General features: G+C 47.5%; 23 protein-coding genes. 4 read left to right on the forward strand and 19 right to left on the reverse strand.

Annotated elements, in window-relative coordinates; genetic code table 11:
* Positions 1-44: 44 nt before the first annotated feature.
* The 6 genes from prpF to UF05_RS23235 all read right to left on the reverse strand — a co-directional run bounded on the left by prpF (position 45) and on the right by UF05_RS23235 (position 7,628).
* Positions 45-1,241: a 2-methylaconitate cis-trans isomerase PrpF gene (prpF, locus tag UF05_RS23210; protein WP_045545179.1), complete on the reverse strand. Its 1,197-nt coding sequence runs from the start codon at positions 1,239-1,241 to the stop codon at positions 45-47.
* Between the two features lie 9 nt (positions 1,242-1,250).
* A complete protein-coding gene (acnD, locus tag UF05_RS23215; protein ID WP_045545180.1) occupies positions 1,251-3,842 on the reverse strand; it encodes a Fe/S-dependent 2-methylisocitrate dehydratase AcnD in 2,592 nt (863 codons plus the stop codon).
* 227 nt (positions 3,843-4,069) lie between these two features.
* Complete coding sequence (gene prpC / locus UF05_RS23220; RefSeq protein ID WP_005500536.1) at positions 4,070-5,212, reverse strand: bifunctional 2-methylcitrate synthase/citrate synthase; 1,143 nt, start codon at positions 5,210-5,212, stop codon at positions 4,070-4,072.
* Between the two features lie 130 nt (positions 5,213-5,342).
* Positions 5,343-6,239: a methylisocitrate lyase gene (prpB, locus tag UF05_RS23225; RefSeq protein ID WP_045545181.1), complete on the reverse strand. Its 897-nt coding sequence runs from the start codon at positions 6,237-6,239 to the stop codon at positions 5,343-5,345.
* Positions 6,240-6,251: 12 nt separating this feature from the next.
* The gene (locus UF05_RS23230; protein ID WP_005464619.1) at positions 6,252-6,965 is read right to left on the reverse strand and encodes a GntR family transcriptional regulator; all 714 of its coding nucleotides are present in this window, start codon (positions 6,963-6,965) and stop codon (positions 6,252-6,254) included.
* A gap of 264 nt (positions 6,966-7,229) precedes the next feature.
* The gene (locus UF05_RS23235; RefSeq protein WP_025623050.1) at positions 7,230-7,628 is read right to left on the reverse strand and encodes a GFA family protein; all 399 of its coding nucleotides are present in this window, start codon (positions 7,626-7,628) and stop codon (positions 7,230-7,232) included.
* Positions 7,629-7,895: 267 nt separating this feature from the next.
* On the opposite strand from UF05_RS23235, the gene UF05_RS23240 reads away from it, so the two are divergent.
* The 4 genes from UF05_RS23240 (at position 7,896) to UF05_RS23255 (ending at position 12,197) form a co-directional block, all read left to right on the forward strand.
* The gene (locus UF05_RS23240) at positions 7,896-8,867 is read left to right on the forward strand and encodes a tripartite tricarboxylate transporter substrate binding protein (protein WP_005464323.1); all 972 of its coding nucleotides are present in this window, start codon (positions 7,896-7,898) and stop codon (positions 8,865-8,867) included.
* A 241-nt stretch (positions 8,868-9,108) separates the two neighbouring features.
* Positions 9,109-9,603, forward strand: a complete 495-nt coding sequence (locus tag UF05_RS23245; protein WP_015296786.1) for a tripartite tricarboxylate transporter TctB family protein — start codon at positions 9,109-9,111, stop codon at positions 9,601-9,603.
* A gap of 19 nt (positions 9,604-9,622) precedes the next feature.
* Positions 9,623-11,149 carry a tripartite tricarboxylate transporter permease gene (locus tag UF05_RS23250; protein WP_005464542.1) on the forward strand — a complete coding sequence of 509 codons (1,527 nt, stop codon included), beginning with the start codon at positions 9,623-9,625 and terminating at the stop codon, positions 11,147-11,149.
* Positions 11,150-11,426: 277 nt separating this feature from the next.
* Positions 11,427-12,197 (forward strand): sulfite exporter TauE/SafE family protein, encoded by a 771-nt coding sequence (locus UF05_RS23255; RefSeq protein ID WP_020840584.1) that lies wholly within the window; start codon positions 11,427-11,429, stop codon positions 12,195-12,197.
* Positions 12,198-12,324: 127 nt separating this feature from the next.
* On the opposite strand, the gene UF05_RS23260 is transcribed toward UF05_RS23255, so the two are convergent.
* The 13 genes from UF05_RS23260 to vopN all read right to left on the reverse strand — a co-directional run bounded on the left by UF05_RS23260 (position 12,325) and on the right by vopN (position 23,277).
* Positions 12,325-13,296 carry a TAXI family TRAP transporter solute-binding subunit gene (locus UF05_RS23260; protein ID WP_005464586.1) on the reverse strand — a complete coding sequence of 324 codons (972 nt, stop codon included), beginning with the start codon at positions 13,294-13,296 and terminating at the stop codon, positions 12,325-12,327.
* A 228-nt stretch (positions 13,297-13,524) separates the two neighbouring features.
* Entirely contained in the window at positions 13,525-14,529 is a 1,005-nt protein-coding gene (gene vopD, locus UF05_RS23265; RefSeq protein WP_045545182.1) for a type III secretion system translocon subunit VopD, read from the reverse strand.
* Between the two features lie 11 nt (positions 14,530-14,540).
* Complete coding sequence (gene vopB, locus UF05_RS23270) at positions 14,541-15,740, reverse strand: type III secretion system translocon subunit VopB (RefSeq protein ID WP_045545183.1); 1,200 nt, start codon at positions 15,738-15,740, stop codon at positions 14,541-14,543.
* Positions 15,741-15,743: 3 nt separating this feature from the next.
* Positions 15,744-16,232 carry a SycD/LcrH family type III secretion system chaperone VcrH gene (vcrH, locus tag UF05_RS23275; protein ID WP_005464462.1) on the reverse strand — a complete coding sequence of 163 codons (489 nt, stop codon included), beginning with the start codon at positions 16,230-16,232 and terminating at the stop codon, positions 15,744-15,746.
* A 12-nt stretch (positions 16,233-16,244) separates the two neighbouring features.
* Entirely contained in the window at positions 16,245-18,161 is a 1,917-nt protein-coding gene (locus UF05_RS23280) for a virulence-associated V antigen (RefSeq protein WP_082064096.1), read from the reverse strand.
* 4 nt (positions 18,162-18,165) lie between these two features.
* On the reverse strand, positions 18,166-18,450 hold the full coding sequence (vcrG, locus tag UF05_RS23285) for an LcrG family type III secretion system chaperone VcrG (protein WP_005464408.1): 285 nt from the start codon (positions 18,448-18,450) through the stop codon (positions 18,166-18,168).
* A 60-nt stretch (positions 18,451-18,510) separates the two neighbouring features.
* Positions 18,511-18,924, reverse strand: coding sequence for an LcrR family type III secretion system chaperone VcrR (gene vcrR, locus UF05_RS23290; RefSeq protein ID WP_024703743.1), 414 nt, complete (start codon positions 18,922-18,924; stop codon positions 18,511-18,513).
* Positions 18,924-21,050 carry a SctV family type III secretion system export apparatus subunit VcrD gene (gene vcrD / locus UF05_RS23295; protein ID WP_011105897.1) on the reverse strand — a complete coding sequence of 709 codons (2,127 nt, stop codon included), beginning with the start codon at positions 21,048-21,050 and terminating at the stop codon, positions 18,924-18,926. Before vcrD ends, vcrR begins: the two co-directional genes overlap by 1 nt.
* Complete coding sequence (vscY, locus tag UF05_RS23300; protein WP_024703744.1) at positions 21,034-21,378, reverse strand: type III secretion system chaperone VscY; 345 nt, start codon at positions 21,376-21,378, stop codon at positions 21,034-21,036. Before vscY ends, vcrD begins: the two co-directional genes overlap by 17 nt.
* 5 nt (positions 21,379-21,383) lie before the next feature.
* Positions 21,384-21,761 carry a type III secretion system protein VscX gene (gene vscX, locus UF05_RS23305; protein ID WP_005500522.1) on the reverse strand — a complete coding sequence of 126 codons (378 nt, stop codon included), beginning with the start codon at positions 21,759-21,761 and terminating at the stop codon, positions 21,384-21,386.
* Positions 21,761-22,132, reverse strand: a complete 372-nt coding sequence (sycN, locus tag UF05_RS23310; protein WP_017448973.1) for a type III secretion chaperone SycN — start codon at positions 22,130-22,132, stop codon at positions 21,761-21,763. The genes vscX and sycN overlap by 1 nt, the downstream gene beginning before the upstream one ends.
* A complete protein-coding gene (locus tag UF05_RS23315; RefSeq protein WP_045545185.1) occupies positions 22,119-22,403 on the reverse strand; it encodes a TyeA family type III secretion system gatekeeper subunit in 285 nt (94 codons plus the stop codon). Before UF05_RS23315 ends, sycN begins: the two co-directional genes overlap by 14 nt.
* A complete protein-coding gene (vopN, locus tag UF05_RS23320) occupies positions 22,384-23,277 on the reverse strand; it encodes a SctW family type III secretion system gatekeeper subunit VopN (protein WP_005464652.1) in 894 nt (297 codons plus the stop codon). The genes UF05_RS23315 and vopN overlap by 20 nt, the downstream gene beginning before the upstream one ends.
* Positions 23,278-23,350 lie beyond the last annotated feature (73 nt).

A 23,350-nucleotide genomic window follows, 5' to 3' on the forward strand; every position in this document is an offset into this window, starting at 1 on the left:
GTATGTCCTGACATTGCTCTCGTTCTATTCAAAGACCGTTCTTTTCACTCAAAGACATCAGAGGGTACACGCACAAATCCCTCCATTAGTATTCTTGCACTTCGGCTCATGATGGCTTTTTGTACCACCCAGCCCTGTTCAGTTTGCTTCGCTTGTGCTCCAACTTTTAGCGTCCCTGACGGATGACCAAAAGTCACTGACTCTTTTTCGCCTCCACCAGCAGCCAGATTGACTAACGTTCCCGGTACACACGCCGCCGAAGCAATCGCAACGGCTGCGGTTCCCATCATTGCATGGTGAAGTTTGCCCATCGACAACGCACGAACCAACACATCAATTTCCGACTCATTGACAGCTTTACCGCTTGAGGACTGGTAACTTTTTGGCTTGGATATAAACGCAACCTTTGGTGTATGCTGGCGTGTTTGAGCTTCTTCAAGTTCAGAAATCAACCCCATCTTCAACGCACCATGCGCACGGATGGATTCAAACATCGCTAATGCCGCATCATCATTGTTGATGTCATCTTGCAGCTCCGTGCCTTGGTAACCAATCGACTCAGCATCAATGAAGATGGTTGGAATACCCGCATTGATGAAGGTAGCGTTAAACGTACCCACATCAGGCACCACCAAATTATCGACTAAGTTGCCAGTTGGGAACATACTGCCTTCCCCATCTGCCGGGTCAACAAAGTCCACTTGAATCTCAGCGGCCGGGAACGTCACGCCATCAAGTTCAAATTCTCCGGTCTCTTGTACGAATCCGTTTACAATCGGCACATGAACTAAAATAGTTTTGCTGATGTTTACCTGCCAGACACGTACAGTCACAATGCCATTTTCTGGAAGTCGATCTTGCGGGATCAGACCAGCATGAATCGCAAAAGGCCCAATTGCGGCAGACAAGTTCCCGCAGTTCCCACTCCAATCGACGAATGGCTTATCTATCGACACTTGTCCGAACAGGTAGTCGACATCGTGGTCGTCTCGGCTGCTGCGCGAAACAATTACCGTTTTACTGGTGCTAGAAGTGGCGCCGCCCATTCCGTCGATTTGTTTAGCGTAAGGGTCCGGGCTGCCGATAACTCGCAACAACAGTTTGTCACGCGCTGCACCCGCCACTTGAGCCTCTGCTGGCAAATCGTCAAGATTGAAAAAGACACCTTTACTCGTGCCGCCACGCATGTACGTCGCCGGCACTTTGATTTGGCTCATTTGATTCGGAGTATTGTTTTCCATAGCCACTCCTTATTGCGCCAAGAAATCTTGAGCAAAGCGTTGTAAAACACCACCTGCGTTATACACGTGCACTTCGTCAGCGGTATCTAAGCGACAAGTAACCGGAACGTCGACTTTCTCACCGTTGCTACGTGTAATAACCAAGGCTAAATCTGCACCCGGCTTGATTTCACCAACCACGTCATACAGTTCAGTACCATCCAGTTCTAATGTATTGCGGTTAACACCCGGCTTAAATTGCAGTGGTAACACGCCCATGCCAACCAAGTTAGTACGGTGAATACGCTCAAAGCCTTCTGCAACAATGGCTTCTACACCAGCCAGTCGAACGCCTTTTGCTGCCCAGTCACGAGATGAACCCTGACCATAATCTGCACCCGCGACAACAATCAGTGGTTGTTTACGATTCATGTAGGTTTCAATCGCTTCCCACATGCGTACAACCTGACCTTCTGGTTCGATTCGCGCCAGAGAACCCTGAACCACTTCACCGTTCTCTTTCACCATTTCGTTAAATAGTTTCGGGTTAGCAAAGGTCGCACGTTGCGCCGTTAAGTGATCGCCACGGTGAGTCGCATAAGAGTTGAAGTCCTCTTCAGGAACGCCCATTTTGGCAAGGTATTCACCCGCCGCACTGCTCGCCATGATCGCGTTGGATGGTGATAAGTGGTCTGTTGTGATGTTGTCACCAAGAACCGCTAATGGACGCATACCAGACAGGGTTCTTTCACCTGCAAGCGCTCCCTCCCAGTAAGGAGGACGGCGAATGTAGGTACTCATCGGACGCCAGTCGTAAAGCGGGTTGGCGCTTTTCTCTGCATCATCGAGCTTAAACATCTGGATATAAACTTGGTTAAACTGCTCTGGTTTAACGTGTTTGCCTACAACGGCATCAATCTCTTCGTCGCTAGGCCACAAATCATTGAGGTAAATTGGTTTACCGTTTTGGTCAGTACCCAAAGCATCACGCTCGATATCAAAACGAATCGTCCCTGCAAGTGCATAAGCCACAACCAATGGTGGAGACGCTAAAAAGGCTTGCTTTGCGTAAGGATGAATTCGGCCATCAAAGTTACGGTTACCAGACAGTACGGCTGTAGCGTACAGGTCGCGGTCAATGATCTCTTGTTGGATTTTCGGATCCAACGCGCCACTCATACCGTTACAAGTCGTACATGCATAACCGACGATACCAAAGCCTAGTTTTTCTAGCTCTGGTAGCAAGCCCGCTTCTTCCAGGTAAAGACGCGCAACCTTAGAGCCCGGAGCAAAAGACGATTTCACCCAAGGTTTGCGTACAAGGCCGAGCTCATTAGCTTTCTTCGCTACAAGACCAGCCGCAACCACGTTCCTTGGGTTACTGGTGTTTGTACATGATGTGATAGCTGCAATGATAACTGCACCATCTGGCAACTCGCCTTCTTTTTCTTCCCATGCACCAGAAATACCACGTTGTGCCAGTTCAGAAGTTGGCAAACGGCGGTGCGGGTTTGAAGGACCTGCCATGTTACGGCTGACTGATGACAAATCGAACTCAAGTACGCGCTCGTAAACCGCAGTATCAAGATCATCTGCCCAAAGGCCAGTTTGTTTCGCGTATTTCTCAACTAACTCGACTTGCTGTTCATCACGGCCAGTCAGTTTCAAGTAGTTGATGGTCTGTTCGTCAATGTAGAACATACCCGCTGTTGCACCGTATTCTGGCGTCATGTTGGAGATGGTTGCGCGGTCACCGATAGTCAGGTCTCTTGCACCTTCACCAAAGAATTCAAGATATGAAGAAACAACACGCTCATTACGTAAGAACTCGGTAATCGCCAGAACAATATCCGTTGCGGTAATACCCGGCTGACGTTTACCAGTCAGTTTCACACCCACGATGTCTGGCAAACGCATCATTGACGGGCGGCCAAGCATCACGGTTTCAGCTTCCAGACCACCAACGCCAATTGCTATAACGCCAAGTGCATCGACATGAGGCGTATGACTATCGGTACCAACGCAAGTATCTGGGTAAGCAATACCCTGCTTCGCCTGTACAACCGGAGACATTTTCTCCAGGTTGATTTGGTGCATGATGCCGTTACCCGCAGGAATCACGCTGACGTTTTCAAAAGCCGTTTTACACCACTCTATAAAGTGGAATCGGTCTTCGTTGCGGCGCTCTTCAATCGCACGGTTTTTCTCGAATGCGTCTGGATCAAAACCTGCGTGTTCTACCGCAAGCGAGTGGTCAACGATAAGCTGGGTTTCAACCACTGGATTCACTTTAGACGGGTCACCGCCCTGATCGGCAATCGCATCACGTAAACCGGCTAAGTCAACAAGCGCTGTCTGACCTAGAATGTCATGACAAACAACACGTGCTGGATACCATGGAAAATCAAGATCACGTTTGCGTTCGATGAGCTGCTTCAGGCTGTCTGTTAATACGCTTGGATCGCAGCGGCGTACGAGCTGTTCGGCAAGAACGCGAGAGGTATAAGGGAGCGTTTCATAGGCTCCAGGAGAGATAGAGTTTACGGCTTCGCGGGCATCAAAGTAATCAAGTTGAGTCCCCGGAAGCGACTTACGGAATTGGGTATTAATATTTGTGCTCATGGTTTGCTTCCATTCAATCTGTACATCTTGGCCTTCTCCCCATCACTCTAGAAACGCTACTCTAGCAAAGCAGTTTGGAGAACTTGATTGGAGAACTTTTTGAGATGTAGTCGCTCTAGTAATGTCTGTGACGAGAAGTCCTCCTTCTTCTGCCAAGAGAGAGTGAAAACAGAAGAAGGAGGAGATAAACCAATCAAAGCATGTAATGACTTTGACTGGCTTTCGCGCTAGCGATTCTCAATAGGCACCCACTCTTGATGATCTGGACCTGTGTAATCTGCGCTTGGACGAATAATGCGGTTATTTGCGCGTTGTTCATACACGTGTGCTGCCCAACCTGTTAAACGGCTCATCACGAAAATCGGTGTGAACAGTTTGGTCGGAATGTCCATGAAGTGGTACGCCGATGCATGGAAGAAGTCAGCATTACAGAACAAGCCTTTCTCACGCTTCATGACCGATTCAACACGCTCAGATACTGCGTATAAATGCGTGTCACCCACATGCTTCGACAATTCTTCAGACCAACGTTTGATCAGTGCGTTGCGAGGGTCGCTTTCTCGATAAATCGCATGACCAAAGCCCATGATCTTGTCTTTATTCGCCAGCATTTGCATGATGTTGGCTTCGGCTTCATCCGGCGTCTGCCAGTCTTCAATCATCTCCATCGCTGCTTCGTTTGCACCGCCGTGAAGAGGGCCACGAAGCGTACCGATTGCAGCCGTGATACAAGAATGAATGTCTGACAATGTTGATGCACAAACGCGTGCTGCGAAGGTTGATGCGTTAAACTCATGCTCAGCGTAAAGGATTAATGAACAGTGCATCACTTGCTTGTGTAGCGCTGATGGCTCTTTATCTGTAAGCAAGCGCAAGAAATAACCGCCGATGCAATCTTCGGTTTGATCTTCTGTGTCGATACGAACGCCATCGTGACTAAAACGGTACCAGTAACAGATGATGGCTGGGAACAAGGCTAACATGCGCTCAGTCGCTTGCAGTTGCTCATCAAAGCTCATTTCCTGCTCTAAGTTACCCAATACAGAACAACCCGTACGCATGACGTCCATTGGGTGCGCGCTTGCAGGGATCAGTTCTAAAGCTTGCTTTAGCTCGGTCGGCAAACCGCGAAGGCTCAGTAGGTGTGTCTTGTACGCATCAAGTTCTTGTTGGTTCGGTAAGTGACCGCGTAACAGAAGATGTGCAACTTCTTCAAATTGAGCATTATTGGCAAGGTCAGTAATATCGTAACCGCGATAAGTCAGACCGGTCCCCGTTTTACCGACAGTACATAAAGCTGTGCTTCCAGCGCTTTGACCACGCAGGCCAGCGCCACCTAACTCTGCTTTCTTTGCTACAGTTTGAGGCATTGTTTGAACTCCTTTTCTGTCTGGCTTTGCCCTCTTTCGGAGCGTTTTTAGCCAGACGAATTTCACGTTATTGGATTAGATAAATTCCGATTATCTTTTCTTGGGCTTCCGTCTATCTTTTCTTTCCCCGCTATTTCCCTTCAGAGAATAGCTGGTCAAGTTTGTCTTCGTAGTCGTGGTAGTTCAGGTGTTGATACAGCTCTTTGCGTGTTTGCATCGAATCAACCAGCGCTTCCTGATTACCTACTTCTAGTAAGTGTTTGTAAACCGTTTCAGCGGCCTTGTTCATGGCACGGAACGCACTTAATGGGTAAAGCGCCATGTCCACTTTCGCTTTTGCTAATTCGTCACAGCCATACAGTGGTGTTGCGCCAAATTCAGTAATGTTGGCCAGAATAGGCACGTGCTTTCCAGTTGCTTGCTCTAGCGCATTTGAGAACTGAAGGTACTGATCCAACTTGTTCATCGCTTCAGGGAAGATCATGTCTGCACCAGCTTCTACACACGCAATGGCACGTTCAATCGCGCTGTCCATGCCTTCTACAGCAAGTGCATCTGTGCGTGCCATAATCACGAAACTTTCGTCATTACGCGCATCCACCGCCGCTTTCACGCGGTCAACCATCTCTTGCTGGCTCACAATTGCTTTGTTCGGACGATGACCACAACGTTTTTGCGCAACTTGGTCTTCCATGTGCACCGCTGCCGCGCCCGCTTTTTCCATTTGCTTAATGGTGCGAGCGATGTTGAATGCGCCGCCAAAACCGGTGTCGATGTCAACCAAGAGCGGCAAATCACACGCGTTGGTGATGCGGTCAACGTCAACCAGTACGTCGTTCAATGTTGTAATGCCTAGATCAGGCAATCCGTATGAAGCGTTAGCAATACCGCCACCAGACAAGTAAATCGCTTGATGCCCCAAGTTCTTCGCCATCATGGCGCAGTACGGGTTAATGGTGCCGACAATTTGCAGCGGATTATTTTGTTCTACGGCGAGTCTGAACTTCGCCCCCGGTGTTAAGCTCATGACGAATTCCTTCTAGTCTTTGTCTAAACTTTCTGTATGTATAATTTGCGATTGGATGAGCTTTCGACTTCCTGAGATGTGTCGTCTCATCAACATTTCTGCAAGTTCTTCATCGCGATTGCGAATGGCTTCCAGAATGAATTTATGTTCAGTCAGCGCTTCATTTGGACGAGATTGCGCGCGCGGTGACTGATAGCGGTACATGCGCAGCAAGTGGTAAAGCTCGTCGCACAACAGAGAAATCAGCTTGCTGTTTCGGCTTGCTTGGATGATGCGATAGTGAAAATCAAAATCACCATGCTGATGGAAGTAAGAGGCGCCTTCCACTTGATCGATGTGCTTTGAATGTGTCGACAACAGCATTTCCAAGCTTAATAACTCTTCTTGCGTAATGTGTCGTGCTGCAAGTCGTGCTGCCATGCCTTCCAGAGCTTCGCGCACCGAATACAGTTCAATCAGTTTGGCTGGAGAGAAGGTCGTGACTCTTGCACCAACATGAGGAATACGCTCAATCAACCCAAGCCCTTCCAAACGCATTAATGCTTCGCGTAGCGGACCACGGCTGACTTGGTATTTCCTTGCTAGCTCAGGCTCCGAGATTTTGCTACCCGGTTCCACATCACCATTTACGATCACTTCGATCAGTGTTTCTGTCAGCGTTTCGGACTTGGTGTGTTCTTTCTCAGAACCCAGTACTTTGTAACGAGCTTTCAACTCAGAGTTCATATTCAGGCACTCACTTAATCGACATCAAAGTGTCTACAATTTCTTAACCTGAATTTAAAATAGACGATCAAAGTGTCGACAATCAAGTAAATTGTCGACAATTTAGACTAAGGTCGTAGTTTGAAATGGACAAATTTGGGAAGATTTAATGATTTACAGAAGATTTTTGTAATGGAAAGAAACAATTGTCGACAACCATAAACACTCTAATTTATTGATAATTAAAGAAAGACGTATAATTGCCGAGCAAAAAATCGAGAGCCGCTACTCTTTTGGCACAAATTGGTCGTAGACTTCCTGCGCTGTCATCTTTTTAGAGTGAGGATTGAGCTCGTAGTAACCCGGCTTTTCATCAGTAAAGATTTCTAGCGTCAACTTAAAATCAGGATTATCGAATAAGCCAGCAGAAAGGATGTATTCGTTGGTTGGCAAGAGATGGTAAAACAAGTTCGTCCCACACTCGCCACAAAAACCTCGTACAGCCCAATCTGAAGACTGATAACGTTTTGGCTCTGCACCTTTAAATGTGACTTCTGGGCCACAATGCACGGCATGAAGTGCCCCACTCGACCATTTTCGACACATTGAGCAGTGACACAGACTCACTTCATTCTTGGGTTCTGCGATAACTTCGATTACACCGCACAAACATGTTCCTTTCATTCCTCTTTCCTTATTCATTTGTTGTCGCCCTATTATGGCCTACCGATAAGCAAATCCGCGTGACCTATCCCCTGTTTCTCGTCGTGAACTTTATGAACAAAATAGCCGCAATGCTCAATATTCTCTTTATCTCCGTTTTAAAGACAGACATTTAACAGTTAATTAACCTTTACACAAAGTTCAGCCTTAACGCTTACACGGCATTAAGACGGAGCAAAATAATAAGGCTCATCAAAAAATAGAGTCGCCAACATAAGGAACGTGAACATGTTAAAGGTAATCAAACCAACGCTCGCCGCTTCAATCATCGCAGCTTCATTCTCATTCAACGCTTTTGCTGCGGATATTGAAAAAATGCACTTCTTGATCCCAGGTGGCGCTGGCGGCGGTTGGGATATGACCGCCCGTGGTACGGGTGATGTGTTAGTAAAATCAGACATCGTAGAAAACGTGTCGTTTCAAAACCTATCAGGTGGCGGCGGTGGTAAAGCCATCGCTCACTTAATTGAAACGGCAGATCGCCAAGAAGACACGCTCATGGTGAACTCAACACCAATCGTTGTGCGTTCTCTTAGCGGTATTTTTCCTCAATCCTTCCGTGACTTAACGCCTGTTGCTGCAACTGTTGCAGACTACGGCGCGATTGTTGCCTCTGCGGACTCGCCATACAACACATGGGAAGATGCTGTAAAAGCGTTTGAAGCCGATCCTCGCAAAGTGAAGATTGCTGGTGGCTCAGCGCGCGGCTCTATGGATCACCTTGTCATTGCGGCGGCATTTAAAGGCGAAGGCTTTGATGCGCGTAAAGTCCGTTACATTGGCTATGATGCGGGTGGTAAAGCAATGGCGGCCCTGCTTTCTGGCGAAACTCAATTACTTTCAACAGGTTTAGGTGAAGTACTGGAAATGTCCAAATCTGGCCAAGTGAAAGTACTTGCTATCACTGCGCCAAAACGCCTAGAAGCCGCGCCGAACATTCCAACTTTAACGGAATACGGCAACGAAACGGTATTTGCGAACTGGCGTGGATTCTTTGCTGCACCGGGCGTTAGCCAAAAGAAAATCGACGAATGGAATGCCGCATTCACTAAGATGTACAACACTGACGAGTGGCAAGTCGTTCGTGACCGCAATGGTTGGATAGACAACTACAAAGCGGACAAAGCGTTCTTCGCGTTCCTTGAAGATCAAGAGAAGCAAATGGGTGACCTGATGCGTGAGCTAGGCTTCCTGAAATAACCGTTATTCCGGGGCTCCCTCCGATAGCAACTTAGCGTAAAACCTGAGTTGCTATTCGCCCCAACGGCATTTGCACTCTAAGTTTCACCGTATATGGACATTGTCGACACTCGGCATACACACTCCTTTGTTTATTGATTGTTAAGCATATCGACTAGCAGCGAAATGCTTACTTGTTAATGGATTACTTTGCACATTAACGTTCATATACGGTCTTTTTTATTCTTGTTAGGAGTTGAATATGTCTCGTTCAACCAACGTTTTTACCAAAGAATATCTACTCTGCCGCGACCGTGTTGGCGCCATGATTTTCCTGCTCTTCTGCCTTTGCTACGGTTATCAAACGTCTCAAATCGCACTGTTTCCGGGCGATGAGTATGAACCGTTTACTGCGCGCACCTTGCCAACCATTCTGACTTATATCGGCATCGGGCTTTCTCTCTTGCTTCTTGTTACTGGCCAACCAGATAAAAAGAGCGGCGCCGTTTTAACCTTCAACTGGAAGTTACTGATCTCGTTCTTAGTGCTGATGGCCCTTTACGGCTTGGGCCTAACCTACTTGGGCTTTGTACTCGCGACAGGTTTCTTTTTGCTTGCGGGTTTCTATCTGCTTGGAGAAAGACGCAAACCCGTATTGTTTGGTGCCTCTTTCCCATTCGTTATCGCCTTTTATTTATTGCTCACTCAAGGTTTGGATATCTATCTCGAACCGGGTTTGATTTTCACCATCTGGTAGCCAAAGAAAGGACTGAATTATGTTAGATGGAATTCTACAAGGTTTATCCACCGCGGTGATGCCAATGAACATCATGATGGTGATTGTTGGCTGCTTCGTCGGCACATTTATCGGCATGCTGCCGGGTCTTGGCCCAATTTCGGCCATCGCGTTGATGATCCCGATTACTTATGGTTTAGAGCCTTCATCGGGCCTCATCTTGATGGCGGGTGTTTACTACGGCGCCGTATTTGGTGGTTCAACCTCTTCAATTTTGATCAACGCACCGGGTTGCTCTTCAACGGTCGTAACCGCATTTGACGGCTACCCAATGGCGCAAAAAGGTCAAGCGGGTAAAGCGCTAGCATTAGCCGCTTACTCCTCTTTTACTGGCGGCACGCTTTCGGCCATCATGCTGCTCGTGGCTGCGCCAGCCTTGGCTAACGTGTCATTAAGCTTTCAATCTTCTGATTACTTTGCGTTGATGTTGCTCGGCTTGTCTGCCGTTGCGGCTTTTGCTGGTAAAGGTCAGGTCATTAAAGCGTGGATGATGACCATTCTTGGCTTGATGCTATCGACAGTCGGTATCGATAAAGGCGTGGGCGTCGAGCGTTTCACCTTTGGTTTAACCGATTTGATGGACGGCTTTAGCTTCCTACTTCTTGCAATGGCGACGTTTGCTTTGGGCGAAACCTTAATGGGGATCCTCAAACCTTCAAACGATACTCGTGATGAAGAGCAAGACAAATTGAGCAACATCGGCTCGATGAAAGTCACCAAAGAGGAAATTAAAGAAGTCGCTCCGGTATCGATCCGCTCTTCTATCCTAGGTTTCTTTACTGGCGTACTTCCGGGCGCTGGCGCAACAATCGCGGCATTCCTAAGTTACGGCTTAGAGCGCAACTTGGCTCCAAAAGAGAAAAAAGAAGAGTTCGGAAAAGGCAGCATTCGTGGTCTAGTTGCGCCAGAATCTGCGAACAATGCCGCATCAAGTGGCTCATTCGTTCCATTGTTAACGCTGGGTATTCCAGGCTCAGGCACCACCGCAATTATGCTTGGTGCGTTAATCGCCTACGGCATTCAACCTGGCCCTCGCCTGTTTGTTGAACACCCGGATGTCTTCTGGTCAGTCATCATCTCAATGTACTTTGGTAACATCGTGCTTGTGATTCTTAACTTGCCGTTGATTCCTTACATCTCGAAACTACTGGCCGTTCCAAGAACAGTGCTTCTACCGATGATTTTGTTCTTCTCAATTACAGGTGTGTACTTAGTTTCGTTCAATACGATGGATGTGTTTGTGATGCTACTTGTGGCGATGGCTGCCATTGCCCTTAGACTGGCAAACTTCCCGCTCGCACCATTGCTGCTTGGCTTCATCCTCGGCGGCTTGATGGAAGAAAACTTGCGCCGAGCGTTGATGATTTCTGACGGTGAGTTGAGCTTCTTGTGGGAGCGTCCGATTACGTTGACGTTTACTGTGCTGGCAGTATTAGTGCTGGGTAGCCCACTGTTTGTGAAGCTGTTTCAAAAGCTTAAAGCGCAACCTGTAAAAGTTGAGCAATAATCGTCGATTCCTCCTTCTTGATAGCCCCTAAAAGCCACCCTCGCGGTGGCTTTTTCTTTCTTCGATCTTTCTACGATTTCTATGATAGAGCTACGATGAATTAATATCACGGCCAAGAGAAAAATTTCGCTAGAAAGAGGTTCACGTTATCAAAACCGCAACGGAACTGAACAATTTCGTTTTGGAGCATGTAAAGTAAATCTCATAAAAACGTTAGAACATGCGTTCTCAAAATCTAAGACTCTAATAACCAATAAGAACATAACAAGGACTGTTTATGCTGCTGGAATTGGCTCTGTTGTTTGCTGCAGGCGTGGTAGGTGGAATCATGAATTCGATAGCAGGAGGAGGGAGTTTTATCACCTTCCCCGCCCTAATGGCGGTTGGAGTGCCGCCCATCATGGCTAACGCCACCAACACTTACGCGGCGTGCGCGGGATACATAAGCGGTGCCGTGGGTTTTCGGGAAGAAATTTTGAAAAACAAACAAGAACTGCTATTCACCGTTTCGTTCAGCTTAGTCGGTGGCGCAGTTGGCGCGTATCTTCTTCTCAACACGCCAGAGTCACTGTTTTTGGAAGCCATTCCTTGGCTACTTTTGTTTGCTACGGTGCTGTTTCTTACAGGTTCTCGGTTAACAATGATCATCAAATCCATCACCAAAGAACATAAACACGCTGGCGTGTTAGGCTTAATCGCATTGAGTTTGTTGTTGGTCGGTGTTTCTGCATACGGCGGATTTTTTAATGCCGGATTAGGCGTGATTGTTCTGAGTTACCTCGTCGTGGCGGGCCATCAAGACATCAACTTGATGAATGGGCTTAAACTTCTGGTTTCAACGTGTGTGTCTCTCATCGCAATCGTCATTTTTGTTGCGAACGGCTCTATCGATTGGAGTAAAGGCAGCGTGGTAATGGTCGGGACATTAGTTGGCGGCTACCTCGCCGCGCGTGTGTCTCGCCAGCTTAATCCGAGCCACGTTAAAGGCTTTGTCGCTCTCTCTTCGATTATCATCACCATTTACTTTTTTATTGACGTTTACGCCTAACCCAAACAGAAAAAGCGCCATCAACTTAATGGCGCTTTTGCGGCTTTCAATAAAGGTTTCTAAAAAGAAGTTTATTAAATAACGTGAAAAAGTGAGTTTAGAAAACCGTTTTAAGACGGAGTACGACTTACTTAATCAACCCAACTTCTTTGTAGTATTTAAGCGCACCGGGATGAAGTGGCGCAGACAAACCATCTTTCACCATTTCTTCTTTCTTCAAATTCGCAAACGCAGGATGAAGACGACGGAAATCATCGAAGTTCTCAAACACGGCCTTCACGACGTTATACACCACCTCTTCAGGTACGGCAGTAGATGAAACAAACGTCGCACCAACACCGAATGTCATCACATCGTTATCCGAGCCGCGATACATGCCGCCAGGCACGGTAGCAACGCGGTAAAAACTGTTGTCGGCGATAAGCTTATCCACTTTTGGGCCAGCGACTGTCACGATGTTACTGTCGCACGATGTGGTTGCTTCTTTAATCGCACCACTTGGGTGACCAACGGTGTAAACCATTGCGTCGATTTTATTATCACAAAGCGCTTTCGATTGTTCTGCCGCTTTCAATTCCGAAACCAGTTTGAAATCATCGTTGCTCCAACCATATTCCTTCATCAACACTTCCATAGTGCCTCGCTGACCAGAACCAGGGTTACCAATGTTGACTCGTTTACCTTTTAAGTCATCAAACGTTTTGATATTTGAATCTTGACGGGCAACCACCGTAAACGGTTCTGGGTGAACAGAAAATACCGCGCGCAGCTCTTTAAACGGACCATTTTCAGCAAACTGACTGGTGCCGTTGTACGCATGATATTGCCAATCTGATTGCGCAATACCCAAATCTAACTCGCCTGCGCGAATGGTGTTGATGTTGTATATCGAACCGCCCGTACTTTCGACCGAACAACGAATGCCGTGCTCTGCTCGAGATTTATTCACCAAGCGACAGATAGCCCCACCCGTGGGATAGTAAACACCTGTGACACCACCCGTACCTATGGTGACGAAAGTCTCTTCGGCGGCAACAGAATAGCCGGCAGTCAACGCTGCAAGTGACGCAGCTAGCGCGATGTGCTTAAACTTAAACATTGAACGTCCTTTTCCTTTGTTTATGACGGTTTAAGTATAGCAAGCGTTAACAATTTGATAACGTTTGAGTTCTCATCCTTGAACTTTACTTCTCACACCCGATTAGAGAATGATTTACAAAACCACATAATAATCTGATATATAAAGAGTATTTTTTATTCTATCGTTTTAAACACAAAAAAAGCGTTGTATAAACAACGCTTTGTCAGTACTAAAATGAAACCGCAATTACACTGTCGGGATAGATGCGCGCCACGCTTGGTTCTGACTATCAGAGATAGAACGGAACAGCTCACGCAACTCTTTAAGCAACCCTTCTTGGAAGCCGATGTTCTCATCTGCTTTTTGCTTCGCTGCTTGAGCACGCGTCGCTTGCACTTCATCGTCCTTGCTGCGAGCTTGCGCTTTAGTTTGTTCAACGTTCGATGCTGAGTTTGCCATCTGTCCAAGAGCTTGAAGAATCGCGTTCTTCGCTTGGTTTGAGCTCATCAGTTTATCGAACTTGCGACCGCCGCTAGTCAATTGAGCCGTGGTGTCTGCAATGCTGTCTTTCGCTAGCGAATGTGCGCGTTTTACTTGATCTTGTTGAGTTTTTGAGAAGTTACCGTTGTTCATCAACTCTTCTACTTGATCGAAGCCCGCCTTTTGCGTTTTCAGCACGTTGTTGCTTGCCATCTCGGTCTTGATTTCTTTACCCGCTTTGAAAGAACCAAGCGCACCGATAATTGCTGTAGCACCCGCTAACACACCAGATACAACCGCCATCGCGATCATCGCGCTAGCAGAGTTGTTCAGCTCTGCCGCTTGGCTTTGCAAACTCGCAACGTTGGCTTCAACCGCAATTTCACGTTGAAGCACTTGCTGTTCACGGCTTAGCTTCGACACTTGGTAAAGCAGCGTCAACAAAGACAGCGATTGAGAAACCGCGTCCGAAGGTGATTTGATCACTTCTTCACCGTTCAGCACTTTCGCGGTAGTGCTCATCAGTAGATCAATCGTTGGTGCAAGCTCACCCATCAGGTTCGCAACCACTTGTGCTTGATTACTGATCGCAGGAGCTTTCGGCCCATCTAATTGATAACGACCTGCACCAGAAACCTTTGACTCACCGTTGCTTTTTACTGCACCCGCTTCCAATTTGGTCTCTGGTGTTTTTTCTGCTTTGGTTGTTTTGATAGTGTCGCTCAAACCGTACAGTTCACCGCGACCCGTTCCACCAATTTTATCCAACATATTTACGCTCCTTAAACCGTCGCAGGACGGCTTAACACCGTTTGCATGGTTTCACTTTTCGCCTGAATCATTTGCATGATGATGCTCATCAGCTCTTGGAAATCTTCCATCAACTTGCCAATTTCTTCTTTTAGCTTGTCGATGACGGCCTGACTCAACGTCATTTTTGCGCGAAGATCCGTAATATCGGCTTGTATTTCCGTAACGTTCGCATTGTTGGCAGCGTGAACGCTGTCCGTTGCGCCCTTACCTATGTTAACCGTAAGGTCGACCGTTTCAGCGCCGTAGCGAATCGCTTTGGCTGTGGTTGTCGCAGCTTTAGAACCCATGTCCGCAACTTTTGCCATATTGGCTGCAGCTTTAGTGGCAATATCTGTCACTTTCTGCGCAATTTTGCTGGCACTTTTCGCGGCAAGTTTCGCGATACCACCAGCCGCCGCGCCACCAAAGGTCACGATTGCACCGATGACAGCGACAGCAATTTCTAATGCCATCACCACTTTGTTCAACACATCGACATTCACACCCGCTTCTTTTAGCGCGTCTTGAACGGCTGGTTCTTGCAGTGCCATGCTGACTGCACCCATGACGCCACCGGCGATCATAAGCGCGCCAGCTACCGCGCCAACGCCAGTAGCAACCATGATGGCACCTACCACAATGGAGACAACCGCGCTGATCCAACCAAAGATCTTCGCCGCTAAGCCCGATTTCTGAGCCTCTTTCGCAGCGGCTTCTGATTCCTTGATTTTCTCTTGGTTCTCTGCCATTTCTTGTTCATGTTTGGCTTTTGCGACTTTCACTTCCTGAATTTTCAGCTCGTTCTGAGCACTTTTCAGTTTGTCTGTAATCGCCGCAAGCTCCACTTCAAAATCGTCTGCAGAACCTGCGATGATTTTAACTGCGATCGAACCCGTCTGATTGGCAACAGCATGTAGCGCTTTGGCGATGGTATCGACGATCTTTTGCAGTTGAGCCATGGCTTTTAGCGTCAAGTCTGTCACTTTATCGCTCACGGCAGCATTTGGGGCATCTAGCTGAACTTTCACTCTACCTGTGTTCAGAGTTTCAGCATCTCTACTCTTTACGTTTTCAACCGTTACAGAAGACGTCGCAGTAGACGCCGTTTTCTGTACGTTCTCTAACGTAGTTTGGCCAGGCTCAGGGATGTAAACCTGCGTCTGAGTGCGGTCAAGTGCAATAGAACTCATAGTCTAATTACTCCTTTTGTTTCTCACCGCTTCTAACATGATGCCTGCACGTTGATGCAAGTCTGCATATTGTGATTTACCGGCAGACATCTCCTTCGCGCTGTAAAACCCACTCTCTGCTTCTGTCAGTTGTTCCAATTTCAGGTGACATTCCGCAGAGTGGAAAGGTGGGCGTGGATCGTTAATGTCCACGAGCGCTGCGTAGCTGTAGGCATCAATCGCCTGCAGATACTCACCCAGTTCCTGACGAGCAGCACCAAGGCCAATGAAAAATCGCGCCTGATAATGATCCAGCATGCTAAGCAGTTGGAAAACTTTGGCGGCTTGTTCAATCTTTCCTGATTGGAAGAAGTTGTAGCCGACCGCGTAAATGTGTTCGATGGTATCTGCCGATACATCGTGCAACATTTTCAGCGTGCCTCCCTCTTCCAGAAAAGACAGCAGCTCTTCTGCTTGCATTTGAGATGGATCGGTCGCGTTTGTTTTAGTCATGGTTGGTTATCCTTAAATGGCTCGTAGGATTTCTTGTAAAATACTGTGGTACTTCTGAACAAACTTGTTCATCGCTTCAACGGTCGAGTTGTATTGCGAGCTGGTGTCGTTTAGCTCGGTGGTTTTTAACTGGACATCATCATTGAGAAGCTTCGACTTATCTGATACTGAAGTAGCAAAGTTTCCTAAACGATCAAGGTCGTCATCTTTCCAATAAGAGTCGTTTGTAACCGCAATACCTTCGTCTACTATGAATTGTTTGTGTGTGAAAAATTTTTCACCCGATTTTGGATCAATATTAGGGCTTAAGTGGGCCTCTAAGTATTTAAATTCTTTACCATTCTCAAAAGAACTTTGATCATCATAACCAAAATCTTTATACGTAAACCTGACATCTTGTGGACGATAATGTCCCGTATGCCATGTTTCGCCTCCTGACGAAACAGTTCCGCCTACTAACGAAATACCAGAATCAACTTCTTCACTTAATTTAGTGCTCATAAAAGACTGAACTTGACCAAATATTTTTAGCCTCGTGGTAAGCTCTTCTAACTCTAACTTTTGCTGATCGCGTTTTTCTAAGCGATTCACGCGACGCTCGTTTAATGCAAACAGCACTTGCTCATCAAAACGATCACCAATACTGGACTCAACAACAGCCAACAAATCGCGAGCCGTCAAAGAGTGCTCTGCGCGAACCTCAAGATCCTTTTTCTCTTGCTCGGTGATATTGAGTAGACGATCTTTCAACGCACCTAAGTTCTTGCGTAATGTTTCGTAACGTTCGATAAACGAAGCGCCTGTCAACTCACCCTTCAGCATTTTTTCAAACTGGAAACGGATGTCTCGTTCCGTATTGTTTTTTATCAGCTCAACCTGATCCGCAGAGATTTGCGTTTTTTGGATATCGACAATCGCTTTATCGCTGTAAAAATCATCGATTTCGGTGTGAATCAGACTTACAGCAAAATTCGCAAACGAGCTTGAAAGCGTCAAAGAATCCGAGCTTTTGATGATGGCATCTAACGCTTTTCGTAAATTTTCAGTCCCAGCGGTTTCACCGTAAGCCGCGGTAAACTGACCTTTCACTTGCGTCGCCATTTCGCTTAACGCTTCGCTAAGCTGCTGTTTAGAAATGCCTGGCGTCCACGTAATTCTTTTCGCTAATTGGTCCGCGTCATCTTTAGTTAAAGTGATACCAATCTGGTTAAAAGCGTTCTGCAATTGCGTCGAGACGTTCGTAACAAAATTCGCTTCGGTTAGCAGAAAATCAGATGCTTTGAGCTGGGCCAGATTCATCGATGGCAAATGAGCAAACGCATTACGAAGGAACGAAGATGCGCTCTCACGAACCACGCTAGAACTCATTTGACGCGCCAAATCATCAACAAATGAGGCAATATCCCCAGTCTCTGATTTCAGCTCTTCAGCGCTTAACTTTGCAATCTGCTGCGCTTGCGTACTTTCGTTTCCAAGCTGAAATTGACTCACAAACTGAGTCGGCAATGACGAATCCACTTTGTCCGTAAGCTGGTCGGCAAACCAAGTTTGGAACTGACTTGCCAATGCATTGTTCATCTGCGTCGTAAGCTCGGCGGCGTCCACTTCACCGCTTGAACTCGCGCCTTGTAGCGACCTCATCCAAATAGATGCGCTTTCGCTGAGCGCTGCACCCGAAAATGCGCTGTTTTTCTCTTTCAATTGAGTCAGCGTATCGACGTAAAGTGCGATGCTCTGTTCGTCAGTTTGACCTTTAATGGTTGGTAAATGTGCGATCAGTGAAGCAAGCTGCTGAGTTTCCGCATCACCTAAAATTGGGGTCAATTGCTCTGTTAGGCTTTGTCCAAACGTTGGCAGTGGCGTACTGCTTGCGGCGGCGGTTGCCGCTCCGGTTGCTGAGCCCGTTGTTGTCATATTCGTCATATCCAAACCTCTAGATCACCATACCGCGCATCATGGTTGGTCGCTTTCGTCTTTTACCCTGCACGCCTTGCAACTGATGCTGTTGCTGCCTGCGGCGCTGAACTTCTTCGATGAGTTCTTGCTCGGCGTGTTGCATTAACTTCGGCGAGGCGTTTAAACCGCCAAGCAGAACTTCGCCGGCTACGGGGCCAACACCGAGTCCTTCTAATAGCTCACTAAAAATGTCATTTCTTTCATCCGCATTTCGAATGGCTAACTCTGCATTTTCAATAGCTTGGGTAAAGGGTTGCTTCATATTGATTCCTATCTTAAAGCGTGTCTTCTCATTGGCGCTGTCAGTAACAGTCGAGAGTTTTTACATTTTTCTCTTTTTCAGTGGGCGATAGTCTGCAAGCCGCAAAAAATACCAGTCGGCTTGTTGATCGTGGCTAGCGCCACAGGCGCGTAAGTAGAATTGAGCCAGGCGTTGGCTACTCATGTTGCTACCACGCAACACATCAACGTTACCGCGGATAACCCAATCAGAAGGAAAAAGAGGGATGGCGTGCTCAGCCAAAAGAAATAGGCAAGAAAAGGGGTTACTTAACCCCAAATTCGGACTCACACGTTTGAGGAGTACAATAATGATTTCCCCTTGTTCGACACGAAATACCAGCTCCATGCCATCAACTTCAATGCGATAACCAAGTTGAATCGCACTTTTTTGCCAAAAGTACGGCGTCACTTCGATCCCCGTTTGTTCAAACGATTGTACAAGTGCTGCGTTCATTACATCCCTACCCGTCCAAGTGGCTGAATGTTGATCTGCTGAGTAAGCTCTTGGAACGACAGAACGGGCAAATCGTAATATTCGGACTCAATCAGCTTTCGAACATAACGACGTACATCCATTGAAACCACCAGAACAGGCTTGTTCGGCATACGGCTTAAATCGCCTACGGTCTGTTTTACATCGCTAACAAATTGCTGCGTAACCGAAGGATCAAGCGCTAAGTAGCTGCCCGCCGAGGTTTGTCGAATACCGCTGCGAATCGTGTCTTCGAGGCTCTGGTCCAGAAGGTACGCCGGCAGCATGTTCTGACCGCTCGCGTACTTGTAACAGATGTAACGCTTTAAGCTTGAACGAATGTATTCCGTCAACTGGACGACATCTTTTTCCTTTTGTCCCCACTCGACCATGGCCTCCAAAATGACGCGAAGGTTACGAATCGAAATGTCCTCAGACACCAAACGTTGCAAAATCTCCGTCATTTTTTGTAGCGGGACGATGCGCTGCGCCTCTTTCACCAATTCAGAATAACTGCCTTCCATTTGCTCAAGTAGGTAGCGAGTTTCTTGAATCCCAATGAAGTCTTGCGCGTACTCTTTCAATACGTGTGATAGATGGAACGTCAAAATACGGTCTGGTGTAAGGAAGCCGACATGGCTCGCAGTCAACTTCTCTTGATAGCTTTGTGCGACCCAAAGACTCGAGACTCCCGGGAGGAAGTCGTCATCTTGCTCAAACGGCACACCAAGCAACTCAATCTGGTCGCTTCCTTCTGTGACCAGCAATTTGTCTTTCTCAATGCGACCACGTGCAACGGGCACTTCTTGCAACTGAATCAAGTATTCGCCGTTTTTCATCCCGTCGTTAAAACGCAGGTGAATTCCCGGAAACGGTACGCCAAGATCGAGATACAACGCGCGTCTTACTCTGGCGAGTTCGTCGTTCAGTGCGACGGCTTCTAGGCTTTCTTGTAAGCTTGAATCCAGATCGATAAGCAGTGGCACTGTCATCGCGAACTCTTCTTGCTCGCCCAATTTGCCTTTGCTACCACGAGACGGCGTTGGTTTATTGGGTTTTGCGGCAGGAGAACCCGCTCCCTGCGCGACAAAGCTCGGCAGATCGCTGCTTTCAGATTCGGTTTGTTTTTTCTGTTGATAGAAGAGGTAAAAACCGCCGCCACCGACCACCAAAGCCAGCACTAGGAATGTAATTTTCGGAAAGCCAGGGATCAGAGCGAACAAGACCAGCAGCACACCACCAATCAACAGTGCTCGAGGCTGAGCCGTGACTTGCCCACCAATGTCGGAGCCCAAGTCGGCCGAGTCTTCGTGGGAAACACGCGTAACGATAATACCAGCGGTGATCGCGATAAATAGCGCAGGAATCTGCGATACCAAGCCATCGCCTACGGTCAAAATCGCAAACAGCTCAAGCGCCTCTGACGCGCTCATGCCTTTTTGCGTGACGCCAATGGTGACGCCACCCAAGATGTTCACGATGATGATCACCAAGCCCGCAATGGAGTCGCCTTTTACGAACTTCATTGCACCGTCCATCGAGCCGTACATTTGACTCTCTTTCTCGATCAGAGAACGGCGATGACGCGCCTCGTGAACATCGATAACTCCAGCGCGCATATCACCGTCGATACTCATCTGTTTGCCCGGCATGGCGTCAAGAGAGAATCTAGCACTAACTTCAGCAACACGCTCCGAACCTTTAGTGATCACCATAAACTGTACAATAGTGATGATCAAGAAGACCACGATACCAACGACAAGGTTGCCGCCAACGACGAAGTTACCAAAGGTGTAAACGATTTGACCCGCATCGCCTTGAAGCAGGATCAAGCGTGTCGTGGTGATAGACAGCGACAAACGAAATAGCGTCGTGATCAGCAATACTGCCGGAAACGCCGAAAACTCCAGTGGCGTGGTGATGTAAATCGCCAACATCAGCAACACGACAGCAATACTCATGTTTGCGCCGATCAGCACATCCACTAGTGCGGTTGGCAAAGGCAAAATCATCATAAAGACGATCGCCAGCAACATCACTGCGAGCATGATGTCTTTGCGTTGCCCTACCTTGTTTAGAATATCGATCAACTTATTCATGAGATTCACTATGTAAAGATTGCAGATAGCGTCGATGCGCTTGGCGTGCGCCCTCGACGTCATTTTGTTTCCAGCGCGCTTGGCTCAAGCAAAACCAAATTCCCGCCGCTTGCACAGACTGCGATTGCGACTTCAGTAAGCCTTCACATACCGCAATAGCACGGGTGTAACGGCCAGTTTGCAAACACGCGACCGCGAGCGTGTGTAACGCATCTTCGCGTTCTGGTTCGAGTTCTAACACGGCATCTAGTATCGCGATGGCTTGATCGGGTTGTTGGTATTGAACTTGAAGCGCAGCGTGAACCAGCAGCAGTTCAATATCTTTGGTGCTTAGCATGTGGGTTAAACCTGAATAAGAAGATTGAGCGCCATGGTGAGGTAACGCTGGTCCAGTTGTGTGCTTTGTAGCGTTTCGGCGGCTTTAGCAAGGTTCGCCGAGCCTGATTCCTGTGCGAGTTGCTGAACACGAGCTAAAGTGTTGTCGAATTGCTGGCGGTACTTTTCTGGACGAAGCAGTTCACAATGGTTCAGTTTTGGCTTCGCTAACGCCAACAAATATTGATCGGACGGTCTTAGGTCATACAGTTTTTCCAAATGAGTAGCGACGGCTTGCCCATCCGGCAGTAACTGAAATCGTTTGGGGAAATCCGTTTCGACTTCACCATGGGAAACGTGAGTAAAGGCTTCAATGCCGACATTTAACGTACTAACTCGGGTCATCAACTTGCCACTTCATCGTGAAGACGCACTAAAAGCGCGAACGCTTGTTCGAGTGTCGGCAGCGTCACTTCATCGCCTTCAATTTTGGCGGAAAACACCAAGGTTTCGTCGTCGAGCAAACCAGTTTTCATTTCAAATGGCCAACCCTGTTCGGCATGGCACAAACGCAGCGCATGCTGAATACGCTCGCTCGACTGATGCCACGACAACGCACGCGCCAACATAAGGAAAAGTCGATCATGATGTTTTTCTATGTGCAATGTGCCGCTTTGCTCAAAGCTCAACTGCACACGTCCTGCGGCAGAAAAATCCACCGCATCTAAACCCATTCCTCGGCAAAACTCATCGACTGATGCATCAATCCAACTCATCGTCCCACGCTTCCTCTTCTTCTAAATCAATGGCTTCGTCTAGCGCCTTTTGTGCGGCTAGTATTAGGTTTTGTCTCTGTTCGTCGTCAGCAAATACATCAACGGGGATGTGTCGTATCAACTTGTGCAGCTCTCGAAAAAAATCGATTTTCTGTTCTATTGCCACCAACTCCATTGATGTTGCGATCTTCCAAATCTCTTCACTGCTGACCCAACGTTGCTCGACCAGAGCAATTACGTCTGCCATCAAATCAGAAGCCTGATAAGCCATGACTCATCCTTTCTGGTTTGAACATTTGAAATAGCCGCCCTACCTGATCTTGCAAGGTGTTTAACGTTTTGAGTTTTTGCATGTCGGACATCAGCAGCTGCAATTTGACGGAGTCAATGTTGCTGCCTTGAACGCTAAGGTCGGCGCTCATGCCTTGCAGCATGAAGTCCACCGCAGTTGAGACTTCTTGCTCACCAAAACGCTCGACAACATCCTGATATGCAGAGCCAAGCCCTTGATAGCTGTGTACCGTATCGCGGTAAAAGCCGCGCAATTGGTGCAGAGAGCTGAACTCTTGCTCTTTGCTAAACTCATCAGCGAAATGAGAAACACGGATTTCGGTGTCGATTTGCGACCAAGAATCCGGGTTCTGCTCGATTTTCAAGATCGCTTGGTCAATCAGCGCCAATAAGTGTTTGCTTTCCGGATTGGCCGATAAGTATTTCTTCACCGCTTTTAGAGCTAAGTATTGGTGGCTTTTCTCTTCCGAAAACCCGTTCAAATACGCTTGAAGCTGAGCGATGGTCGAAATGTTGCCACCCGCCATTTTGGCCGCGAGATCTTTGATTTTTTGGTTTTTCTCTAGATCGGGCACCTTTCTGAGGTAATCAGAAACCAGCTCGTGTGCTTCGTTAACGCGAACGCCACCGTCTTTTATTTTGCGTTTGGTGAGATCTTTTTCTGCTTTTTCGGAGCCAAGTGATGTGAGCTCTTCCATCGCGTCAAAAAGCGATTGAGTGGCGTTGTGCACGCGCACTGTCTCACCTCGATAACTGCCTTTTACGGCACTGTCCGCACGAGACGATTCCAATCCATTTCGGACCGATGCATCAAACTTGGTGTTGGTTGCTATCTGACTATTGATAATGCTCATTCACTTGCACTCCTTTCGTACAATACAAGCGAATTATATGAAGTGCGTTTTTATCAAGCTGTCAAAATCAGAC

Source organism: Vibrio sp. S457-15, assembly GCF_000960545.1.
Lineage (GTDB): Bacteria > Pseudomonadota > Gammaproteobacteria > Enterobacterales > Vibrionaceae > Vibrio > Vibrio parahaemolyticus.